Origin of the sequence: Ruminococcus sp. RTP21484sp1_RTP21281st1_A8_RTP21281_210402 (assembly GCF_040914025.1) — a bacterium.
In the GTDB taxonomy this organism is placed as follows: Bacteria; Bacillota; Clostridia; order Lachnospirales; family Lachnospiraceae; genus Blautia_A; species Blautia_A faecis.
The window spans coordinates 76,395-94,775 of the sequence record NZ_JBCPGE010000014.1 but is presented as its reverse complement, the minus strand read 5'-3'; the positions used below and the strand labels follow the sequence as shown (position 1 = coordinate 94,775).

Annotated in this window: 15 protein-coding genes, 1 tRNA gene and 1 riboswitch; all 16 genes read right to left on the bottom strand. The window is 43.2% G+C overall.

The features are described from left to right. Positions 1 to 268 precede the first annotated feature (268 nt). A tRNA-Ser gene (locus AB5170_RS08905) sits at positions 269 to 356 on the bottom strand. Positions 357 to 473: 117 nt separating this feature from the next. Next, positions 474 to 1,190 (bottom strand): 1-acyl-sn-glycerol-3-phosphate acyltransferase, encoded by a 717-nt coding sequence (locus tag AB5170_RS08900; RefSeq protein WP_118580877.1) that lies wholly within the window; start codon positions 1,188 to 1,190, stop codon positions 474 to 476. A gap of 124 nt (positions 1,191 to 1,314) precedes the next feature. Next, the gene (locus AB5170_RS08895; protein ID WP_173716664.1) at positions 1,315 to 1,872 is read right to left on the bottom strand and encodes a hypothetical protein; all 558 of its coding nucleotides are present in this window, start codon (positions 1,870 to 1,872) and stop codon (positions 1,315 to 1,317) included. A gap of 15 nt (positions 1,873 to 1,887) precedes the next feature. Continuing rightward, a complete protein-coding gene (gene gyrA, locus AB5170_RS08890; RefSeq protein ID WP_173716663.1) occupies positions 1,888 to 4,440 on the bottom strand; it encodes a DNA gyrase subunit A in 2,553 nt (850 codons plus the stop codon). A 15-nt stretch (positions 4,441 to 4,455) separates the two neighbouring features. Further along, positions 4,456 to 6,378 carry a DNA topoisomerase (ATP-hydrolyzing) subunit B gene (gene gyrB, locus AB5170_RS08885; RefSeq protein ID WP_368361762.1) on the bottom strand — a complete coding sequence of 641 codons (1,923 nt, stop codon included), beginning with the start codon at positions 6,376 to 6,378 and terminating at the stop codon, positions 4,456 to 4,458. A 255-nt stretch (positions 6,379 to 6,633) separates the two neighbouring features. Then, on the bottom strand, positions 6,634 to 7,479 hold the full coding sequence (rsmI, locus tag AB5170_RS08880) for a 16S rRNA (cytidine(1402)-2'-O)-methyltransferase (protein WP_313718031.1): 846 nt from the start codon (positions 7,477 to 7,479) through the stop codon (positions 6,634 to 6,636). A 52-nt stretch (positions 7,480 to 7,531) separates the two neighbouring features. After that, positions 7,532 to 8,272 carry a tRNA1(Val) (adenine(37)-N6)-methyltransferase gene (locus AB5170_RS08875; RefSeq protein ID WP_313718032.1) on the bottom strand — a complete coding sequence of 247 codons (741 nt, stop codon included), beginning with the start codon at positions 8,270 to 8,272 and terminating at the stop codon, positions 7,532 to 7,534. Next, a complete protein-coding gene (locus AB5170_RS08870; RefSeq protein ID WP_118580868.1) occupies positions 8,265 to 9,164 on the bottom strand; it encodes a stage 0 sporulation family protein in 900 nt (299 codons plus the stop codon). The genes AB5170_RS08875 and AB5170_RS08870 overlap by 8 nt, the downstream gene beginning before the upstream one ends. Position 9,165: 1 nt before the next feature. Then, positions 9,166 to 10,155: a DNA polymerase III subunit delta' gene (holB, locus tag AB5170_RS08865; RefSeq protein ID WP_118580865.1), complete on the bottom strand. Its 990-nt coding sequence runs from the start codon at positions 10,153 to 10,155 to the stop codon at positions 9,166 to 9,168. Positions 10,156 to 10,372: 217 nt separating this feature from the next. After that, positions 10,373 to 10,957 carry a guanylate kinase gene (locus AB5170_RS08860; RefSeq protein ID WP_118580862.1) on the bottom strand — a complete coding sequence of 195 codons (585 nt, stop codon included), beginning with the start codon at positions 10,955 to 10,957 and terminating at the stop codon, positions 10,373 to 10,375. 17 nt (positions 10,958 to 10,974) lie between these two features. Then, positions 10,975 to 12,573, bottom strand: a complete 1,599-nt coding sequence (locus tag AB5170_RS08855; protein WP_368361761.1) for an aminotransferase class I/II-fold pyridoxal phosphate-dependent enzyme — start codon at positions 12,571 to 12,573, stop codon at positions 10,975 to 10,977. Positions 12,574 to 12,694: 121 nt separating this feature from the next. Further along, the gene (locus AB5170_RS08850; RefSeq protein WP_118580859.1) at positions 12,695 to 13,384 is read right to left on the bottom strand and encodes a response regulator transcription factor; all 690 of its coding nucleotides are present in this window, start codon (positions 13,382 to 13,384) and stop codon (positions 12,695 to 12,697) included. Further along, complete coding sequence (locus tag AB5170_RS08845) at positions 13,381 to 14,529, bottom strand: cell wall metabolism sensor histidine kinase WalK (RefSeq protein ID WP_195392122.1); 1,149 nt, start codon at positions 14,527 to 14,529, stop codon at positions 13,381 to 13,383. Before AB5170_RS08845 ends, AB5170_RS08850 begins: the two co-directional genes overlap by 4 nt. 274 nt (positions 14,530 to 14,803) lie before the next feature. Next, positions 14,804 to 16,003, bottom strand: a complete 1,200-nt coding sequence (gene metK, locus AB5170_RS08840; RefSeq protein ID WP_195392121.1) for a methionine adenosyltransferase — start codon at positions 16,001 to 16,003, stop codon at positions 14,804 to 14,806. 145 nt (positions 16,004 to 16,148) lie between these two features. Next, positions 16,149 to 16,250, bottom strand: a riboswitch (SAM riboswitch). 153 nt (positions 16,251 to 16,403) lie between these two features. Then, positions 16,404 to 17,696: a UDP-N-acetylglucosamine 1-carboxyvinyltransferase gene (locus tag AB5170_RS08835; protein WP_118580853.1), complete on the bottom strand. Its 1,293-nt coding sequence runs from the start codon at positions 17,694 to 17,696 to the stop codon at positions 16,404 to 16,406. Positions 17,697 to 17,839: 143 nt separating this feature from the next. Further along, a complete protein-coding gene (locus tag AB5170_RS08830; RefSeq protein ID WP_330589405.1) occupies positions 17,840 to 18,355 on the bottom strand; it encodes a shikimate kinase in 516 nt (171 codons plus the stop codon). Positions 18,356 to 18,381: the final 26 nt, after the last annotated feature.

Here is an 18,381-nt window from a genome sequence, read left to right as displayed (position 1 = left end):
TTTTGAATGATGATTCGTTAAGAATTTTCGAGAATCGTATGTGTTTCACTGTTTAGTTATCAAGGTTGTTTCGCTGTCATCTCTTTGCGACAGCTTGTTTATTTTACCTCATCTCTTTTTATTTGTCAAGAACTTTTTTAAGTTTTTTTCAAAACTTTTTTGATGAAGTTTTTTGTCTTTATTGACGACTTGTCTACTTTACCACAAGTAGAAAGCTTTGTCAACCATTTTTTGATTTTTTAAATTTAAAATTTTAAAAAATCAAAAGCGGAGAAGGAGGGATTTGAACCCTCGCGCCGCGTTAACGACCTATACCCTTAGCAGGGGCACCTCTTCGGCCTCTTGAGTACTTCTCCAGTCTCCGAACTACTTAACCAATGTTAAATTGTGGAGTTGCGCATCTTTCGTAGCGCATTTGTTATTATACTTAAAAGATCACTTCTTGTCAACATCTTTTTTAAGTTTTTTATTTTTTATTTATTTTCATTCGCCCGGATAGTCTCTTCAATTCTTCTTTTTACCTCTGCGGCAATCTCAGTTGATTTCATATCTTTATATTCTTCATATTCCATGGGCTTCAGAAAATGCACTTGAACATTCAGCATTTTTGCAGAACCGGTATCAAATGCTTTATAAGAATCAATCAATGCAACCGGTACAATCGGACATTTTGCTTTCATGGCAGCCTTAAAACTTCCGCCTTTAAATTCCTGAGGATGGTTTCCATTTTTGCTTCTGGTCCCTTCTGCAAAAATAAGATAATTTCTTCCTGCTTTTACTTCTTTCGTTACATTAATGATCACCTGCATAGATTGTTTAATATCTTCCCTGTCAATCAAAAATGCCTTCATACATGAAAATACCTGCTTCAAAAACGGTACATTTCCAACTTCCTTCTTTGCAACTACTGAAAAAGGTACCGGGCAGACCTCCATTATGGCAAGCACGTCATACAATCCCTGGTGATTCGGATAAAACATAAATCCATTTTGCGAAGGTATATTTTCTACTCCATGGCCGTCTATATGAAGATTTCCTCCACGATTAGCTGCATGGTCAATTTTTTTCAACATGGCATAGCGCTGTTCCTCTGTGTATTTATCCACATGCGCAGCATACCAGTTCAGCATGATCCAATAATATGGTACGAATATAATATTCTTCAGTACCATTACAATGATTCTTTTCATTTCCAAGCTCCTTTCCTCTATGCAAAACTCCCCAGTGCGATAAAAATATTTTTCGGTTCCATATCAAATCACGATATGAAAAAGGGCCACTGCAAGATTCAATCATCCTGCAGCAGCCTCCCTTCTACTCTGCATCCAGCTTATTTGCAATTTTCTCCTCATACCCCGGGTTCTTTTTGATAAATACATTGTATGCTTTCGTATAAGTCTTATAAGAATCTGCAGTCATAAACTTGGCATAGTCATCCGCAGCCTGATTCCGCAGATCATCTGTGATCTCGGAAGGTGACATTACATAGTATTTACCATCTTTTTTCTCCGTCATATAGGTTCCTACGCATGGATACTCCTGGTCATTTTCCAATACCAGATTGTAAATAATGTACACGTAAGTATAGTCACCGTTTTCGGAAAGAATATCGCACTGTTCCACCTTTACTTTTGTTGGATTATGAGCAGCAAAATATTTCAAAGTAGCATCAATCTCATTCTGCAGAAGTTCATTGGTATCCTTTTCCTGAGAATAACACTGCTTCACCTTCTTCTCACTTCCGCTTACATAATTCTTTATGAGGGCTTCCACTACTCCCTCCGGCGATTTATGATTTACGCCGCATCCGGACATTGCCATGATAAACATCATGGCAATACCCAGGATTAAAATTCTGGTTCTTTTTTTCATACTTCACAGATTCCTTTATTCTGCATCATTTGTATCCTGTGAATCCTCTTCTTCAAAAACTTCCTCAGTCTCCTCAGTCGGCTCCTCACTGCTGCCGTTCTCCGTATTTCCCTCTGCTTTCTCGCGAACCTTGGCAAGACTTGCCACTGTTACACCCTCATCCAGATTGATCAGCTTCACTCCGGAAGTGATTCTTCCAAGAATAGAAATTCCGGCACAGGTAATACGAATAATGATTCCTTCTGTAGTGATCATCATAATCTCGTTTTCTTCATTGACAGCTTTAGCACCAATCACATTACCGGTTTTCTCGGTGATCTTGTAACACTTCACACCCTTACCGCCACGGTTCTGGCAGGTAAATTCACTCATAGCAGTACGTTTGCCCATACCATTTTCAGATACTACAAGCAGGTAATCTCCCTGAGAATTCAGCTGCATTGCCACAACTTCATCTCCAGGATCAAGATTCATACCCCGAACACCCATGGAGCTTCTTCCGGTACTTCTTACATCAGTCTCCTTGAAACGGATGCACATACCGTCTTTCGTCACAAGCATAATATCTTTTGTATCGTCTGTAGCCTTAACTTCAATAAGCTCATCATCATCACGAAGTGTGATTGCCACAAGACCTGTCTTACGTACATTTGCATATTCTTCCATAGGTGTCTTCTTCACAAGACCAGCCTTAGTTGCCATAACCAGATACTTGCCTTCTTCGAATTTACGCATAGGAATAACAGATGTAATGCGCTCACCTGGCATAAGCTGCAGAAGATTGACAATTGCAGTACCTCTTGCAGTTCTTCCTGCCTCAGGGATCTCGTATGCTTTTAGTCTGTATACACGTCCTGTATTGGTAAAGAACATCAGATAATGGTGAGTAGTAGTCATAAGCAGTTCTTCGATATAATCGTCATCTATGGTCTGCATTCCCTTGATTCCACGTCCGCCTCTGTTCTGGCTGCGGAAATTATCTACAGTCATTCTCTTGATATAACCAAGTTTTGTCATAGTAATGACAGTATTTTCCCTTGGAATCAGATCTTCTGTGGAAAGATCATAGACATCATATCCGATGGCAGTTCTTCTCTCATCGCCATATTTGTCAGCGATTGCGAGGATTTCTTCCCTTACAACACGAAGAAGGAGATTTCTGTCTGCAAGAATTGCCAGGAATTTGCGGATCTTCTCTTCTAATTCTGCATATTCTGCTTCCAGCTTCTCTCTTTCCAAACCGGTGAGAGCTCTCAGACGCATATCTACAATAGCCTGAGCCTGCACATCCGTCAGTTCAAATCTGTCCATCAATTCCTGCTTCGCAATCTGAACATTGCGGGCAGCACGAATGATTCTGATAACTTCGTCGATATTATCCAGGGCTTTCAGCAAGCCTTCCAAAATGTGGGCACGTTCCTGTGCTTTATTCAGATCATATTTGGTTCTTCTGGTAACAACGTCCTCCTGATGAGCCAGATAATGCTCCAGAAGTTCTTTCAGATTCAGTACCTTTGGTACAAGGCTGTCGCCCTGAGGTACCACGCAAAGCATAATAACGCCAAAAGTATCTTGCAGCTGGGTATGCTTGTACAGCTGATTCAGAACAACATTTGCATTGGCATCTTTACGCAGGTCAATACAAATACGCATTCCCTCACGGCTGGAATGATCATTCAGGTCAGTAATTCCATCAATCTTTTTATCACGGACAAGCTCTGCGATCTTCTCGATCAGCCGGGCTTTATTTACCAGATAGGGAAGCTCCGTAACGATAATACGTGATTTTCCATTTGGTAAGGTCTCAATATTTGATACTGCACGTACACGGATCTTTCCGCGGCCTGTGCGGTATGCCTCCTCGATTCCCCTTCTTCCGAGAATAGTAGCTCCTGTAGGGAAATCCGGACCTTTTACAACGTCAAGAAGCTCTTCAATTGTGGTTTCTCTCTGCTCCTCAATGGTATTGTCAATAATTTTTACAACAGCATTAATAACCTCACGAAGATTGTGAGGCGGAATATTGGTAGCCATACCAACAGCAATACCTGTAGTACCATTGACCAGCAGGTTCGGGAACCTGGAAGGAAGCACCTTTGGCTCTCTCTCAGTTTCATCAAAGTTTGGCTGGAAGTCTACAGTATCTTTATTAATGTCAGCAAGCATCTCCATGGAAATTTTGCTCAGGCGGGCCTCAGTGTATCGCATGGCAGCTGCGCCGTCGCCGTCCACAGAACCGAAGTTTCCATGTCCGTCAACAAGAGTATAGCGGAAAGACCAGTCCTGTGCCATATTTACAAGTGCTCCGTAAATAGAGCTGTCACCATGAGGATGATACTTACCCATGGTATCACCAACGATACGGGCACATTTACGATGTGGCTTATCCGGACCGTTGTTCAATTCGATCATAGAATACAGCACTCTACGCTGTACCGGTTTCAAACCATCTCTTACATCAGGAAGTGCTCTTGAGGCAATAACGCTCATAGCATATTCGATGTAAGATTCTTTCATGGTTTTCTCCAGATCCACATCATGGACCTGGTCAAAAATCTTGTCATCCATATTGTTCTATCTCCCCTAGATATCCAGATTCTTTACAAAGCGTGCATTCTCTTCGATAAATTCACGTCTTGGTTCTACCTTGTCACCCATAAGTGTGGTAAATACAAGGTCAATTTCGGAGGTAGCTGCCTCATCCATTGTAACGCGGAGAAGAATACGCTTCTCAGGATCCATGGTAGTCTCCCAAAGCTGCTCTGCATCCATCTCTCCCAGACCTTTGTAACGCTGGATCTTATTGTTGGAGTCTCGTCCTATCTCTGTAAGGATGGCATTCAGCTCATCGTCATCGTAAGCGTACCATACCTTCTTGTTCTTCTCGACCTTGTACAGCGGCGGCTGTGCCAGATATACATAGCCTTGCTTGATCAGTTCCGGCATAAATCTGTACAGGAATGTAAGAAGCAGTGTGGCAATGTGGGCACCGTCAACATCGGCATCAGTCATAATGATGATCTTGTGATATCTCAGTTTGGAAATATCGAAATCATCATGAATACCGGTGCCAAAGGCTGTGATCATAGCCTTGATCTCTTTGTTTGCATAAATCTTGTCCAGACGGGCTTTCTCTACGTTCAGGATTTTTCCACGAAGAGGAAGGATAGCCTGTGTAGCACGGTTACGAGCTGTCTTCGCAGAGCCACCCGCGGAATCACCCTCTACGATATAGATTTCGCAATTCTCCGGATTCTTGTCCGAACAATCGGCAAGCTTGCCTGGAAGGGACATACTGTCAAGGGCAGACTTCCTTCTTGTAAGATCTCGAGCCTTACGCGCTGCCTCTCTGGCTCTCTGGGCAAGTACAGACTTCTCTACAGTTGCCTTGGCTACAGCAGGATTCTGTTCCAGAAAAATCTCCAGCTGTTTGCTTACAACACTGTCTACAGCTCCCCTGGCCTCACTGTTGCCAAGTTTCTGCTTCGTCTGGCCTTCAAACTGTGGATTGCCAATTTTAACGCTGACAATGGCCGTCAGACCTTCTCGGATGTCATCACCGGAAAGGTTTGGCTCGCTGTCCTTGAGAAGCTTATTCTTTCTGGCGTAATCGTTAAATGTGTTTGTAATGGCATTTCTGAAACCGGTAATATGGGTACCGCCTTCAGGAGTATTAATATTGTTTACAAATCCGTAAGTATTCTCTGTATAAGAATCATTGTGCTGCATGGCAACTTCAACAGCCACACCGTCCTTCTCACCCTCGCAGTAAATGATCTCCGGATAAAGAGCTTCTTTACTTCTGTTCAGATAAGTTACAAATTCACGGATACCACCTTCATAGTGGAAAGTTTTCTCCCGTTCCATACCTTCCCGCTTGTCAGTAAGAATGATCTTCAGACCTTTGGTAAGAAAAGCCATTTCACGGAGACGCTGTTTCAGGATATCGTAATCGTATACAGTCTCCTCGAATATCTGCTTGTCCGGGAGGAAAGTAACAGTAGTTCCGGTAGAATCGCCACATTCTCCCACTTCCCTAAGCGGATACATTGTCTTACCACGTTCATAACGCTGCTCATATCTCTTTCCATCTCTGCAGATTGATACTTCAAGCCATTCAGAAAGTGCATTAACAACGGATGCCCCTACACCGTGAAGACCTCCTGATACCTTGTATCCTCCACCGCCAAACTTACCGCCGGCATGAAGAATGGTAAATACCACCTCTACTGCCGGAATACCGGCTTTATGATTGATTCCTACCGGAATGCCTCGTCCATTGTCTACAACTGTGATGGAGTTATCAGGATTGATCGCTACATTTATTTCTGTACAGTAACCAGCCAGTGCCTCATCTACGGCATTGTCCACGATTTCGTATACAAGATGATGGAGACCACGGCTGGATGTACTTCCAATGTACATACCTGGTCTCTTACGTACGGCTTCCAGACCCTCCAGAATCTGGATTTGGTCCGCTCCGTATTCTGTATTTGTTTCGCCCATGATATTCCTCCTGCTATGATCTATTAAAAAGTTACAGGAATTTACGGCTCATTTCTGCTGCCAGATCTCATTCCTGTTTTTGCGCATAAAAATACAGATTTATTATAGCACAAAATCCCCGTTTTTGCCAGTTAAAAGCCATTTCAAGATGTAAAAAAAACGGCGTATTTTCAACGGATATCCGTCAAAAATACGCCTTATCTCCCCCTATATGTCTGCTTGTCAGGAATAACACCTGCCAGAACAGTTTCTTCTCTATTTTTGCAGCAAAAGCGCCTGGTAAATATCTCTTTTTGTCACACCTCGATCCTTTGCAACCATCTTCATTGCCTCTTTGCGTGCGATCCCCTGATTCTCATAAATCACCATATGTTCCTCAATGGAGATGTCTCTCCAGGATTCCTGTGACTCCTGTTCCATTTCCTTTCGGCTTCTGCCCTCGATCACCAGGACACACTCTCCAAGGGGCTTCTGATCTTTGTAAAAAGCAATCAAATCTTCGATTGTTGTCCGAAATGCCGTTTCATGCTTCTTGGTAAGCTCACGGCAAAGAGTCATTCTGCGGTTTCCAAGAGCCTGGTACAATTCCTGCAGGGTACCAACCAAGTGATGGGGTGCCTCATAAAGGATGATGGTGCGGGTTTCGTTTTTCAACTCTTCCAGAATGGCTTTCCTCTCTTTTTTATCCGGAGGTAAAAAGGCCTCGAATGCAAATCTGCGGGTGGAAAGTCCGGACAGGGTAAGAGCCGTGATGCATGCTGCCGGGCCTGGAAGCGAAGTTACTTCAATTCCGGCATCGTAACACATAGCAGCCAATACTTCCCCTGGGTCAGAAATTCCAGGTGTTCCCGCATCTGTGATCAGAGCCACATTCAGACCCTCCTGCATTTTCTCAATGAGGGTGTAGGCTTTCTCCACTTTGTTGTACTCATGGTAACTGGTCATTGGAGTTTTTATGTCAAAATGATTGAGAAGCTTGATACTGTTGCGGGTGTCTTCCGCAGCGATCAGATCCACTTCCTTCAGAACACGGAGCACGCGAAGCGTAATATCCTCCAGATTTCCGATTGGCGTGGCACATAGATATAATTTACCACTCATATTTTTCTCCCTTCTGCAATCATCTGTTTTTCATTTTTTATTTGCGATCTTTTTAAATCATATCGTACATTTCCAGAATGTCCTTTGTATAAACTCCCGGCTTCTCATACACGATCAGCGGTCTTTCCACAGTAATCCGGGAATTGCCGCCTTTCAGGGCTTCTATGAGCACCATATTAGGCTCCCTGTCAATGTATGGATAAACAAGCTGCATACGCTTAGGCTCCAGCTTATATTTCGTCAAAACCTGCATAATTTCTGTCAGTCTGAACGGTCTGTGTACCATGTAAAAACGTCCTCTGTCTCCAAGAAGCTTCGAAGCCTGGCTTACCACATCCTCAAGAGTACAAAGGATCTCATGTCGGGCGATTGCCTTTGGCATATGCGGATTGGTCAGTCCATGCTGCCCGATCATATAGGGCGGATTGCAGGTGACAACATGAAAAGAAGCTGCCCCGAAAATACTGACAGCCTCCTTAATATCACCTTGTCTGATACTGACCCTGTCCTCCAGGTTATTGTATTTCACACTTCTTGCCGCCATTTCGGCACACTCTTCCTGGATTTCCAGACCTGTGAAATACTCTCCCACAGTCTTGGAAGCAAGGAGTACCGGAATAATACCAGTTCCCGTTCCCATATCGAGAACCTTCTCTCCCTTCTTCACTCTGGCAAACCCAGATAAAAGAACAGCGTCCATACCGAAGCAGAATTTCCGGGGATCCTGAATGATATAATAGCCATTCTGCAGATCATCTACCCGCTCATTCTCCTTCACAAGATCATTAATCATCTAATTTGGAATCTCCCTTTTTATCTTCAAGATCCTTCAGTTCCTTTAATTCCTGTTCAGAGACTTTTACTTTCTTTTTTCTGGAACGGAATTTCAGTTCGCCTACAGGGAATTCCTGAATTTCTTTCTCATCACCAATTTCTACTACTACCTTTACAAGCTGGCGGAGTACATTTACACTCTGTACATTGCCCTGGATTCCGTCTGGAGTAGTTACCGTATCTCCGATTCCCGGAAGTCTGCGATTCAGCTCCTCATAGGTCTCCTGCTCATTCTTCAGACAGCACATCAGTCTTCCGCATACACCTGAAATCTTCGTCTGGTTCAGAGAGAGATTCTGTTCCTTGGCCATTCGGATGGATACAGGTGCAAACTCGGAAAGATAAGTATGACAGCAGAGACATCTGCCGCAGATACCGATTCCTCCAAGAATTTTTGTTTCATCTCTTACACCAATCTGGCGAAGTTCAATTCTTGTCTTAAAAATAGATGCAAGATCCTTTACCAGCTGGCGAAAATCAATTCTGCCGTCTGCTGTAAAGTAAAACAACACTTTATTGTTATCAAAAGTATACTCTGCGTCAATCAGCTTCATCTCAAGTCCATGCTCGCGAATCTTCTTCTGGCAGATCTTGAAAGCGTCCCTCTCACGCTCCCTGTTATACTTCTCTCTTTCATCATCGTCTTTGGTAGCCACACGAAGCACTTCCTTCAAAGGATGTACCACCTGGTCATCCACCACATCCTTAGGTGCAAGCACCACCTTTCCATACTCAACACCGCGGGCAGTCTCCACAATTACATGATCGCCCGGTTTCACTTTATAGTTCTTCGGATTGAAGTAATAGATCTTACCTACATTCCGAAATCTTACGCCTACTACTTTTGCCATTCTATTTCTCCCTGATTGTAAGGAACAGAAGCTCAAGAGCAAGTTCTGTATTTACATTGGCACGAAGACGTACTTTTGTTTTCTCCAGTGCATCCAGAATCTTCTCCAGGTTCTCATAGGAACGCTGGCTTGCCTGTTCCCTTATATAATTTATTTCCTGCTTAAATACAAGATTATCAACTTCCCGTGTAGCCTTAAACATCAGTACATCACGGAACCAGAACTGGAAAAGATCCAGATAGTCACTGATGTTCTGCTTGTCATTGGAAAGCTCCTTGATTGCTTCTGTAAGCTCATATACTTCCATTCCGTCTGCATTCTTCAGGATGCGGAGTGCATTCTGGGTCATATCTGCAAACTCCTGGGAAGTAGCTACCTGTTTCGCTCTGCCAATACTGCCATGAGCATAGGAAGCATCGATCTCAGCCTGATAATCCGGTATATGGAGATGCTCCATCAGGTACTTCTTTACCAGACCGTCATCTACAACCTTCAGATCCAGACGTACACATCTGGAACGAATGGTCGGCAGCAGAGCATCAATATTGCTTGTGAGAAGCATGATAACTGCATATTCCGGCGGCTCTTCAATGGTCTTCAGAAGAGCATTCTGTGCCTGGGGATTCATCAGCTCTGCATTTGCCACAATATAAATCTTGTATGGGCTGCAGTATGGCTTAATATCCACATCATTGATAATCTGTTCCCTGATTTCGTCAATTGTAATCACATTTGGCTTCTCATGGGTCACCATAATGATATCCGGGTGATTCTTACCGATTGCCTTCTTGCAGGAATCACAATGTCCGCAAGGCTCCGTACCGCCCTCTTCACACTGCAATGTCATCGCATAGGTTCCTGCCAGCAATTTCTTTCCAGAACCAGGGTCACCTGTAAAAATATACGAATGGGACACTTTCTCTGTCTGTATGGCATTCTTCAAATGTCTGATTATCTCTTCATGTCCTATAATGTCGTTAAACCCTAACATCGGAATCACCTCACCCTATCATTTTCGCTATTGTCAAAGGCTGCGGTCAGCACCCCTGCATAGCTTATTTTGTACAAATACACTCTAAATGTATTTACCCTTTAATTCTATCATGTACGACAAAATCATGCTATAGTTTTTTGTGAATTTATTCACTTATCAACAAAAAATGTGTTACTGTTCACTCCGTGACCAGTAACGCGCTTCGCGATGCACATTATGCCTGTCTAATATATTCAGCAATTTCTTCTACACATTCCTCCAGATCAACATTCTGGAATTTTCTCGTAATCCCGGCAGCAGCAATTTTTTCTTCGGAAAAATCCTCCTGATCTGCAAGAAATCTTCTGCACATTTCCTCATAGCGGGGTATCTCCTGACCACGCTCTCTTTTCAATGCTCTTGCAAGACGCTCTCCGTCCTCCACTTCGATATAAACAGGACAAACATTCTCTTTTCCATAGTATTCTCTCATTTTCACATAAGATTCAAGTGTACCGATTCCCAGATAGTCAGCATTTTCCAAATCCACCTGACCGTCATCTGCTGTAAAATAGTTCCAGATTCCATGTACTGTATGATAAGCTCTGGCCTCGATCAGATTTCCGCTGCTTCGAAATTCTTCCAGCTTTTTATCATCCACGAAATAGTACTGTTTACCATTCTCTTCCTCTGCACGGATTGGGCGGGTAGTATAAAGAACCAGCTTCTTAAGTCCCAATCCCTCATGTGCTGCCAGCCTGGCATATATATGATCCTTACCAGATGCGCTTTTTCCCATAATGTAAAATATTTTTCCCATAATGTATCAGGCAGGGGTTACACCTCTGCCTGCTCCTTTACTACGCTTATTGTTTCGTTATTTTCTCCGCAAAGACCGTGAAGATTCAGTCCCTGTTCCATATATCTTCTCACATTCCTTGTAAAAAGTCCAGTAATCTGTTCGCCTGGAACAATAATGGGAATCCCCGGCGGATAAAGATATACAAATTCTGCGGCAATTTTCCCTGCACTTTCTTCCAGAAGACAAAGCTGGGATGGGGCATCCATTGCCCTGGAAATGGACATAAGCTGCTTCATAGGACCACACTTGAAGGCATATTTTTCATTTCGCAAGCCATCGCTGCGGGTATCCTTTTTTTCACATCTTTCACAATCTTCAGAATTACATTTAACACACTTCTGCCTTTCCACTTCCGGTACATAATCTGAATTTCCAACAGCTATTTTCTCTGTTATATTCCTGCTCTTCTCTGCCAGTTCAGCTTCCTGTCTGTCGATTTCTTCTATAGCTTTGCAAAGTCTCCGGAATCCTTCCCTGGTGTCTCCAACTGCTGCCAGCGCAAGCACATAATTCTCTGTAGTCATCTCAACTTCCAAATGATATTTTCTTCGAAGGATTCCCGCAAGTTCCGGACCATTTAAACTGCTGTGCAATGTGGACAGAATCAGCTTAGAGCGGTCATAATCAAATATTTCTGTTGTGCCCTGTTCGTCCTTTTCTTCCCCAGTCTCTTCCGGTGTCTGTAACAGACGTATATACCTGCGCTGACCAAGCTGTCTGCGGGCGGCTTCCAGATTTTCCGTAAATTCATCAAATAATCGTCCGCTGTCTTTTTCCAGTTTCGCTACACAGGCATCCAGACTGGACATAAGTATATAGGACGGACTGCTGGTCTCATAAATTCCAAGAAATCTGCGGATCAGCTTCTCACTTACACGTTCACTGCACAGATGAAGCACTGCAGTCTGGGTCATGGCCGGCAATGTTTTGTGAAAGCTCTGGATCACCACATCTGCTCCCAGATCTGCTGCTGAAACGGGAAAATAGTCAGAGAATCTGAAATGAGCACCGTGGGCTTCATCCACGATCAGCGGAATTCCATATTTGTGGACAGCCTCCGCAATCTGACGCACATCTGAAACCACGCCATCATAAGTAGGCGATGTAATAAGTACTGCTTCGATTTTCGGATTTTCCTCAAGATATCTTTCCACACGGGATACGGAAATTGAACCATTTATCCCCAAATCGTTGTCAGATTGTGGATAAATATATGTGGGAACCAGTTCCCGGAGGTATATTGCGTGGTAAACAGCCTTATGACAGTTTCTGGCCACCAGAATCTGTCCACCCTTTTTCACAGATGCGGAAATGGCAGTAAGAATTCCTGCTGTACTTCCGTTGACACTAAAAAAACTTTTCCTAGTGCCGTACATTCTGGATAAGGCATTCTGCGCTTCAAGTAAAATTCCCTCAGAATGATGCAGATCGTCGAATCCGTCTATTTCCGTAATATCACGTTCAATGGGAAAATCTCCCTCTATGCACGCCTTATTCCGCTTGTGACCTGGCATGTGGAAAGGATAGAAGTCGGATTTGCCGTAGTTCTCCAATTCTTTATATAGTCTTCTCATTTTACCTCTCAATTTTCTCAGAAATTATGTCATCTTTTTCAAACACGCTCTAAAATAATATCATAACAGTATCTGAGCAAAATAATATCATTCACAGCAACCATTTTGTAATCAGAAATTATCACACTTTAAATCTGTATCCCACGCCCCAGATGGTCTCGATATACTGCGGCTTGGCATTATTATACTCAATTTTCTCACGGATTTTCTTGATATGAACCGTAACTGTAGCAATATCACCTACCGATTCCATATCCCAGATTTCCCTGAAAAGCTCTTCCTTTGTAAAAACTCTGTTTGGATTCTGGGCCAGGAATGTGAGCAGATCAAATTCCTTGGTGGTAAAAGTTTTCTCCTCGCCATTTACCCAGACGCGGCGGGCAGTCTTGTCGATCTTGATTCCACGAATCTCAATAATGTCGTTCTTCTGCGTGGTGGAACCGATCAGACGGTTATAGCGATCCATATGTGCCTTTACTCTGGCAACAAGCTCGCTTGGGCTAAATGGCTTGGTCATGTAATCGTCAGCCCCAAGTCCAAGACCGCGGATCTTGTCAATATCATCTTTCTTCGCGGAAACCATAATGATCGGAGTATTCTTAGCTTCTCTTACCTGGCGGCAGATTTCAAACCCGTCTATCTCCGGCAGCATCAGATCCAGAATAATCAGGTCAAAATCTTCTTTCAATGCCATATTAAGCCCCAGATCGCCTCTGTTGCAGATTATAACTTCAAATCCTGAGAGCTCCAGATAGTCTTTCTCAAGCTCTGCAATCGCTTCTTCATCTTCAATGATCAGAATTCTGCTCATTTCATTGGTACCTCCTGGTATTTTCTAAGTACAAAATACATGATCGTGCCGATTCCAAGACGGCTTGTGGCCCATACTTTTCCCCCATGGTCCTCCAGAATTTTCTTTACAATGGAAAGACCGATTCCGCTTCCGCCTTTGGAAGAATTTCGCGAAACATCTGTACGGTAAAAACGGTCGAAAATATAAGGCAGATCTTTCGGGCCAATACCTTTCCCATTGTCCTCAATCTCAATCTGGATAAAATCACCCACATCCTTGATTCGGATCTGAATGATTCCTTTAGGCTTGTCCATATATTTGATAGCGTTGCTGATAATGTTATGGATAACGCGGCGGATCTGCTCCCCATCGGCAATTACCATAACGTCTTTTTCCACGTAGTTGGCATAAACCAGCTCAATTCCCCTGGTCTCAAGTTCCAGACCAACTTCTTCTGAACAATCTTCAAAATAATCTTCCACATTTAGTTTGCTAAAGGTATAAGGAATGCGGTTGGTATCGATTTTGGAATAAAAAGTCAGCTCGTTGATCAGATGATCCATCTCATTTGTCTTGTTGTAGATGGTGCGGACATAGCGATCCATTTTCTCAGGGGTATCTGCCACTCCATCCATGATTCCCTCTACATATCCTTTCACTGCTGTGATCGGAGTTTTCAGATCATGGGAAATGTTGCTGATCAGCTCTCTGTTCTCTTTTTCTATAAGGCTTTTTTCTTCTGTAGATTCTTTCAGACGGCGGCGCATTTCCTCGAAATCCTGACAGAGCTCAGAAAATTCGTCTTTTCCTTCTACATCCAGAACGAAATCCAGGTTGCCCTCTTTTATATTCTGCGTCGCTTTTTTTAATTTAACCAATGGAACGGCAATGCTGCGATATACCCAAAGACCAACTACCAAAGCAACGGAGATCAGGATTACAAACGCACTGATAAACAAATCCTTGGCCATTACATGTACCCTGCCCTGACTGTCGGCTGAGTCTGTTATGGAAATATCATATACTGTTCCATCGCTCTCAGTCACTGCCTGTGCTTTCTGCGCCTGTGACTGGCTGAATCCATACAAAGTGGCGGCAAACAGAAGCAGAGGCATAAGAATGATCATGGTGAATCCCAGAACGATTCTTGTTTTTAGCTTCATAACAGTTCTATCCTTTTTCTTCTTTTTACGGAAATTTTCAACAGCTTCCCTGTCGTATGAAGCTGCTTCACCCGATTTATATAGATTATAGCATAAAGCTCTGATTTCATCTCTTAATTTTCTATAAAAAATAGCTCGATAATATGCAGTTTTTTCAACATAAAAAAACCTGGAAAAGACTTCTTCTGCTATATACTAGTCTCTTCCAGGCTCTAACTTTAATATGGAATTTTCAAGCAGGCTTCAATACAAGCCATTTTCTTTTAACCAAATTTTACGCAAGATATTTCTTCAGATCATCAACCTTGTCCAGATGCTCCCACGGAAGATCTACATCTGTACGGCCGAAGTGTCCGTATGCAGAAGTCTGTTTGTAGATCGGGCGGCGGAGATCAAGCATTTTGATGATTCCAGCCGGACGAAGGTCAAAGTTCTCACGGATGATCTCTACCAGTTTCGCATCAGATACTTTACCTGTGCCAAATGTTTCTACATGAATAGAAGTCGGATGTGCAACACCAATTGCATAGGAAAGCTGGATCTCGCACTTGTCAGCAAGACCTGCTGCAACAATGTTCTTTGCAACATAACGTGCTGCATAAGCTGCAGAACGGTCAACCTTTGTGCAGTCTTTTCCGGAGAAAGCACCGCCGCCGTGACGTCCTGTTCCGCCATAAGTATCAACAATGATCTTACGTCCTGTAAGACCGCTGTCGCCGTTTGGTCCACCGATAACGAAACGTCCGGTCGGGTTGATAAAGTATTTCGTATCCTCATCTACCATTTCAGCCGGGATGATCTCATCAAATACATATTTCTTGATGTCTGCATGGATCTGCTCCTGTGTAACATCCGGGTCATGCTGAGTAGAGCAAACAACTGCATCAATACGGCTTGGTTTGCCATTCTCATCATACTCAACTGTTACCTGAGTTTTTCCATCTGGTCTTAAATATTTCAGAGTGCCATCTTTACGGACTTTTGTCAGCTGACGGGAAAGTTTGTGTGCCATGTTGATTGCGTATGGCATGTATTCTTCTGTCTCGTTGGAAGCATAACCAAACTGGATTCCCTGGTCACCAGCTCCAATAGAGTCAAGCTCGTCCTCATCCATCTGATTCTCTTTCTGCTCAAGTGCTTTATCAACACCCATTGCAATATCAGCAGACTGTTTATCAAGTGCTGTGATTACTGCACATGTATCAGCATCAAATCCGAATTTTCCACGAGTATAACCAATCTCGCGGATTGTCTCTCTTACGATTGACTGGATATCGATATTTGCCTTGGAAGTGATCTCACCCATAACCAGAACAAGACCTGTTGTAGTTGCAGTCTCGCAAGCTACACGGCTCATCGGATCCTGTGCGATCAAAGCATCCAGGATGGCATCAGAAATAGCATCACAGATTTTATCCGGATGACCTTCGGTTACAGATTCAGAAGTAAATAAGATTTTTTCTTTGTTTTCCATTCTTTTGTTTTTCCCTTTCTTCAATGGAGCGAAAATTTCCAAAACAGCTAATATCTATCTGCGCTGCGTTGTATGTTTTCCGCGAAAAAAAAGAACAGCCCGGACAAGCGGACTGTCTTATAAATGACTTTTTATATAAACAATCCTCTTATTGTTCGATCACTCGCTCAGGTTGGCACCTTCCTCTCTTTCGAGGGGTTGCCGTGGCTTCATAGATCCTATGTATCTCCACCACTCTGAATAAAAGGCTATTCTTCAGTTTTCCTGTTGCAAGCAATACAATATACTGATTGCTTATAATTGTCAATAGACATTTAATGTCTTATGACTATTTTTTCACCAGATTAAGTCTGATGCTTAACAGATCAAGGCGGTCAGGCTGCGATCTGAAATTAACAATTCACCCTACACGCAGGCGGAATTTCTGGATATCCTTCTCACTGGAAACTCTCTCGATCTCTGCGCCAAGGCTGCGAAGCTTCTCTTCGAAGTTCTCATAGCCACGCTGGATGTAAACAATATCGTCCACAATGGTGATTCCCTCTGCTGCCAGTCCTGCAATAACAAGAGCTGCCCCTGCACGAAGATCCGGTGCACTTACCCTTGCACCAGTGAGCTTATTCACGCCATCGATAATTGCGGAATTGCCTTCAACCTTGATACATGCTCCCATTCTGGAAAGCTCATCTGCATATTTGAAGCGATTCTCAAAAATACTCTCAGTTACAATACTGGTTCCCTCTGCAAGTGCCAGGGTAACCGCAATCTGCGGCTGCATATCAGTCGGATATCCCGGATATGGAAGAGTCTTCACATGAGTGCGATGAAGTCTGCCCACTGCACGTACACGTACGGCATCATCAAACTCCTGAACTTCACATCCGATTTCCTCAAGCTTGGCTGTAGTAGCTTCGAGATGCTTTGGAATTACATTCTTAACTGTGACATCACCACCGGTAGCTGCTGCAGCGAACATAAAGGTTCCTGCCTCGATCTGGTCCGGAATGATAGAATACTCTGTGCGGTGAAGCTTCTCAACACCCTTGATACGGATCACATCTGTACCAGCACCTTTGATATTGGCTCCCATGCTGTTCAGGAAGTTGGCAACATCTACTACGTGTGGCTCTCTGGCAGCATTTTCAATAATCGTACGTCCTGGTGCAAGAGATGCTGCCATCATAATATTGATGGTCGCTCCTACAGATACTACATCCAGGAAAATATGGCTTCCATGGAGATTTGATGCTTCCGCAACAATGGCTCCATGAAGAATATCAACTTTCGCACCAAGGGCTCTGAATCCTTTCAGATGCTGATCGATCGGACGGCTTCCGATATTGCAGCCACCTGGAAGAGGAACTTCCGCTCTTTTATATTTACCAAGTAATGCACCAAGAAGATAGTAAGATGCACGGATCTTCTTAATGTACTCATAATCTACACTTACATCACCAATGGTAGAACCATTGATCTTAACAGTTGATTTATTGATTCTGTCAACCTGTGCTCCGATGCCAGCTATTGCCTCCAGTAAAACGTTGATGTCTCTGACGTCAGGCAGATTCTCGATGAGAATTGTCTCATCCGTCATAATGGCTGCTGATAAAATAGCCAGCGCTGCATTCTTTGCACCTGCTATCTCTACTTCACCAACAAGCGGATTTCCACCTTTAATCACATACTGTTCCATAATACACCTCTATTATTCTTACTCCGCGAGCCAAAAAGGCTATTGTCAATTTCTCTCCAATAACCTGACAGCCCTCCTCTGATTCACAGTTACTGTTCACTTCGTTCATCGTAACTCATTCCGCGAATAGTAACGATCTACAGTTACTTAATAACCCCTGTCTGTAGTGTTTCCAAAAGTGCCTGCAGACTTGCTTCCAAATCTTTCCCTTCTTCATCTACCACAATGTCTGCATATTTCTCGTATAAGGGAACTCGCTCCTCATATAAACTCTTCAAGGTCTGTCCTTCTTTCAGAAGAACTCCCCGCTTCTTAAGATTTCCAAGCCGTTTCTCAAGAGACTCCAGAGAAAGGCTGAGGTAAACTACCTTCCCAATTGATTTCAAGTGTTCCATGGCTTCACTGCAATATACCACACTTCCCCCAGTAGCAATTACAGTATTCTCTGTATCAATCGACGCATTTACGCGATTCTCAATGGCCTTGAAACCATCTTCTCCTTCTTCATCAATGATCTGATAAAGACGTCTTTTTTCTTCTTTTTGTATTAAAAGGTCTGAATCTAAAAATTCATATCCAAGTATTTTCGCAAGAACAACGCCCAGTGTGCTTTTACCTGCACCGGGCATTCCAATTAATGTTATATTATTCATTTTCATTCGATACTCCTTTAAATAATAACACA

Bases quoted from the DNA above. Each gene is read 5' to 3' on its own strand.
- AB5170_RS08900 (WP_118580877.1), bottom strand. From the start codon at position 1,190: ATGAAAAGAATCATTGTAATGGTACTGAAGAATATTATATTCGTACCA.
- AB5170_RS08895 (WP_173716664.1), bottom strand. From the start codon at position 1,872: ATGAAAAAAAGAACCAGAATTTTAATCCTGGGTATTGCCATGATGTTT.
- gyrA (WP_173716663.1), bottom strand. From the start codon at position 4,440: ATGGATGACAAGATTTTTGACCAGGTCCATGATGTGGATCTGGAGAAA.
- gyrB (WP_368361762.1), bottom strand. From the start codon at position 6,378: ATGGGCGAAACAAATACAGAATACGGAGCGGACCAAATCCAGATTCTG.
- rsmI (WP_313718031.1), bottom strand. From the start codon at position 7,479: ATGAGTGGTAAATTATATCTATGTGCCACGCCAATCGGAAATCTGGAG.
- AB5170_RS08875 (WP_313718032.1), bottom strand. From the start codon at position 8,272: ATGATTAATGATCTTGTGAAGGAGAATGAGCGGGTAGATGATCTGCAG.
- AB5170_RS08870 (WP_118580868.1), bottom strand. From the start codon at position 9,164: ATGGCAAAAGTAGTAGGCGTAAGATTTCGGAATGTAGGTAAGATCTAT.
- holB (WP_118580865.1), bottom strand. From the start codon at position 10,155: ATGTTAGGGTTTAACGACATTATAGGACATGAAGAGATAATCAGACAT.
- AB5170_RS08860 (WP_118580862.1), bottom strand. From the start codon at position 10,957: ATGGGAAAAATATTTTACATTATGGGAAAAAGCGCATCTGGTAAGGAT.
- AB5170_RS08855 (WP_368361761.1), bottom strand. From the start codon at position 12,573: ATGAGAAGACTATATAAAGAATTGGAGAACTACGGCAAATCCGACTTC.
- AB5170_RS08850 (WP_118580859.1), bottom strand. From the start codon at position 13,384: ATGAGCAGAATTCTGATCATTGAAGATGAAGAAGCGATTGCAGAGCTT.
- AB5170_RS08845 (WP_195392122.1), bottom strand. From the start codon at position 14,529: ATGAAGCTAAAAACAAGAATCGTTCTGGGATTCACCATGATCATTCTT.
- metK (WP_195392121.1), bottom strand. From the start codon at position 16,003: ATGGAAAACAAAGAAAAAATCTTATTTACTTCTGAATCTGTAACCGAA.
- AB5170_RS08835 (WP_118580853.1), bottom strand. From the start codon at position 17,696: ATGGAACAGTATGTGATTAAAGGTGGAAATCCGCTTGTTGGTGAAGTA.
- AB5170_RS08830 (WP_330589405.1), bottom strand. From the start codon at position 18,355: ATGAAAATGAATAATATAACATTAATTGGAATGCCCGGTGCAGGTAAA.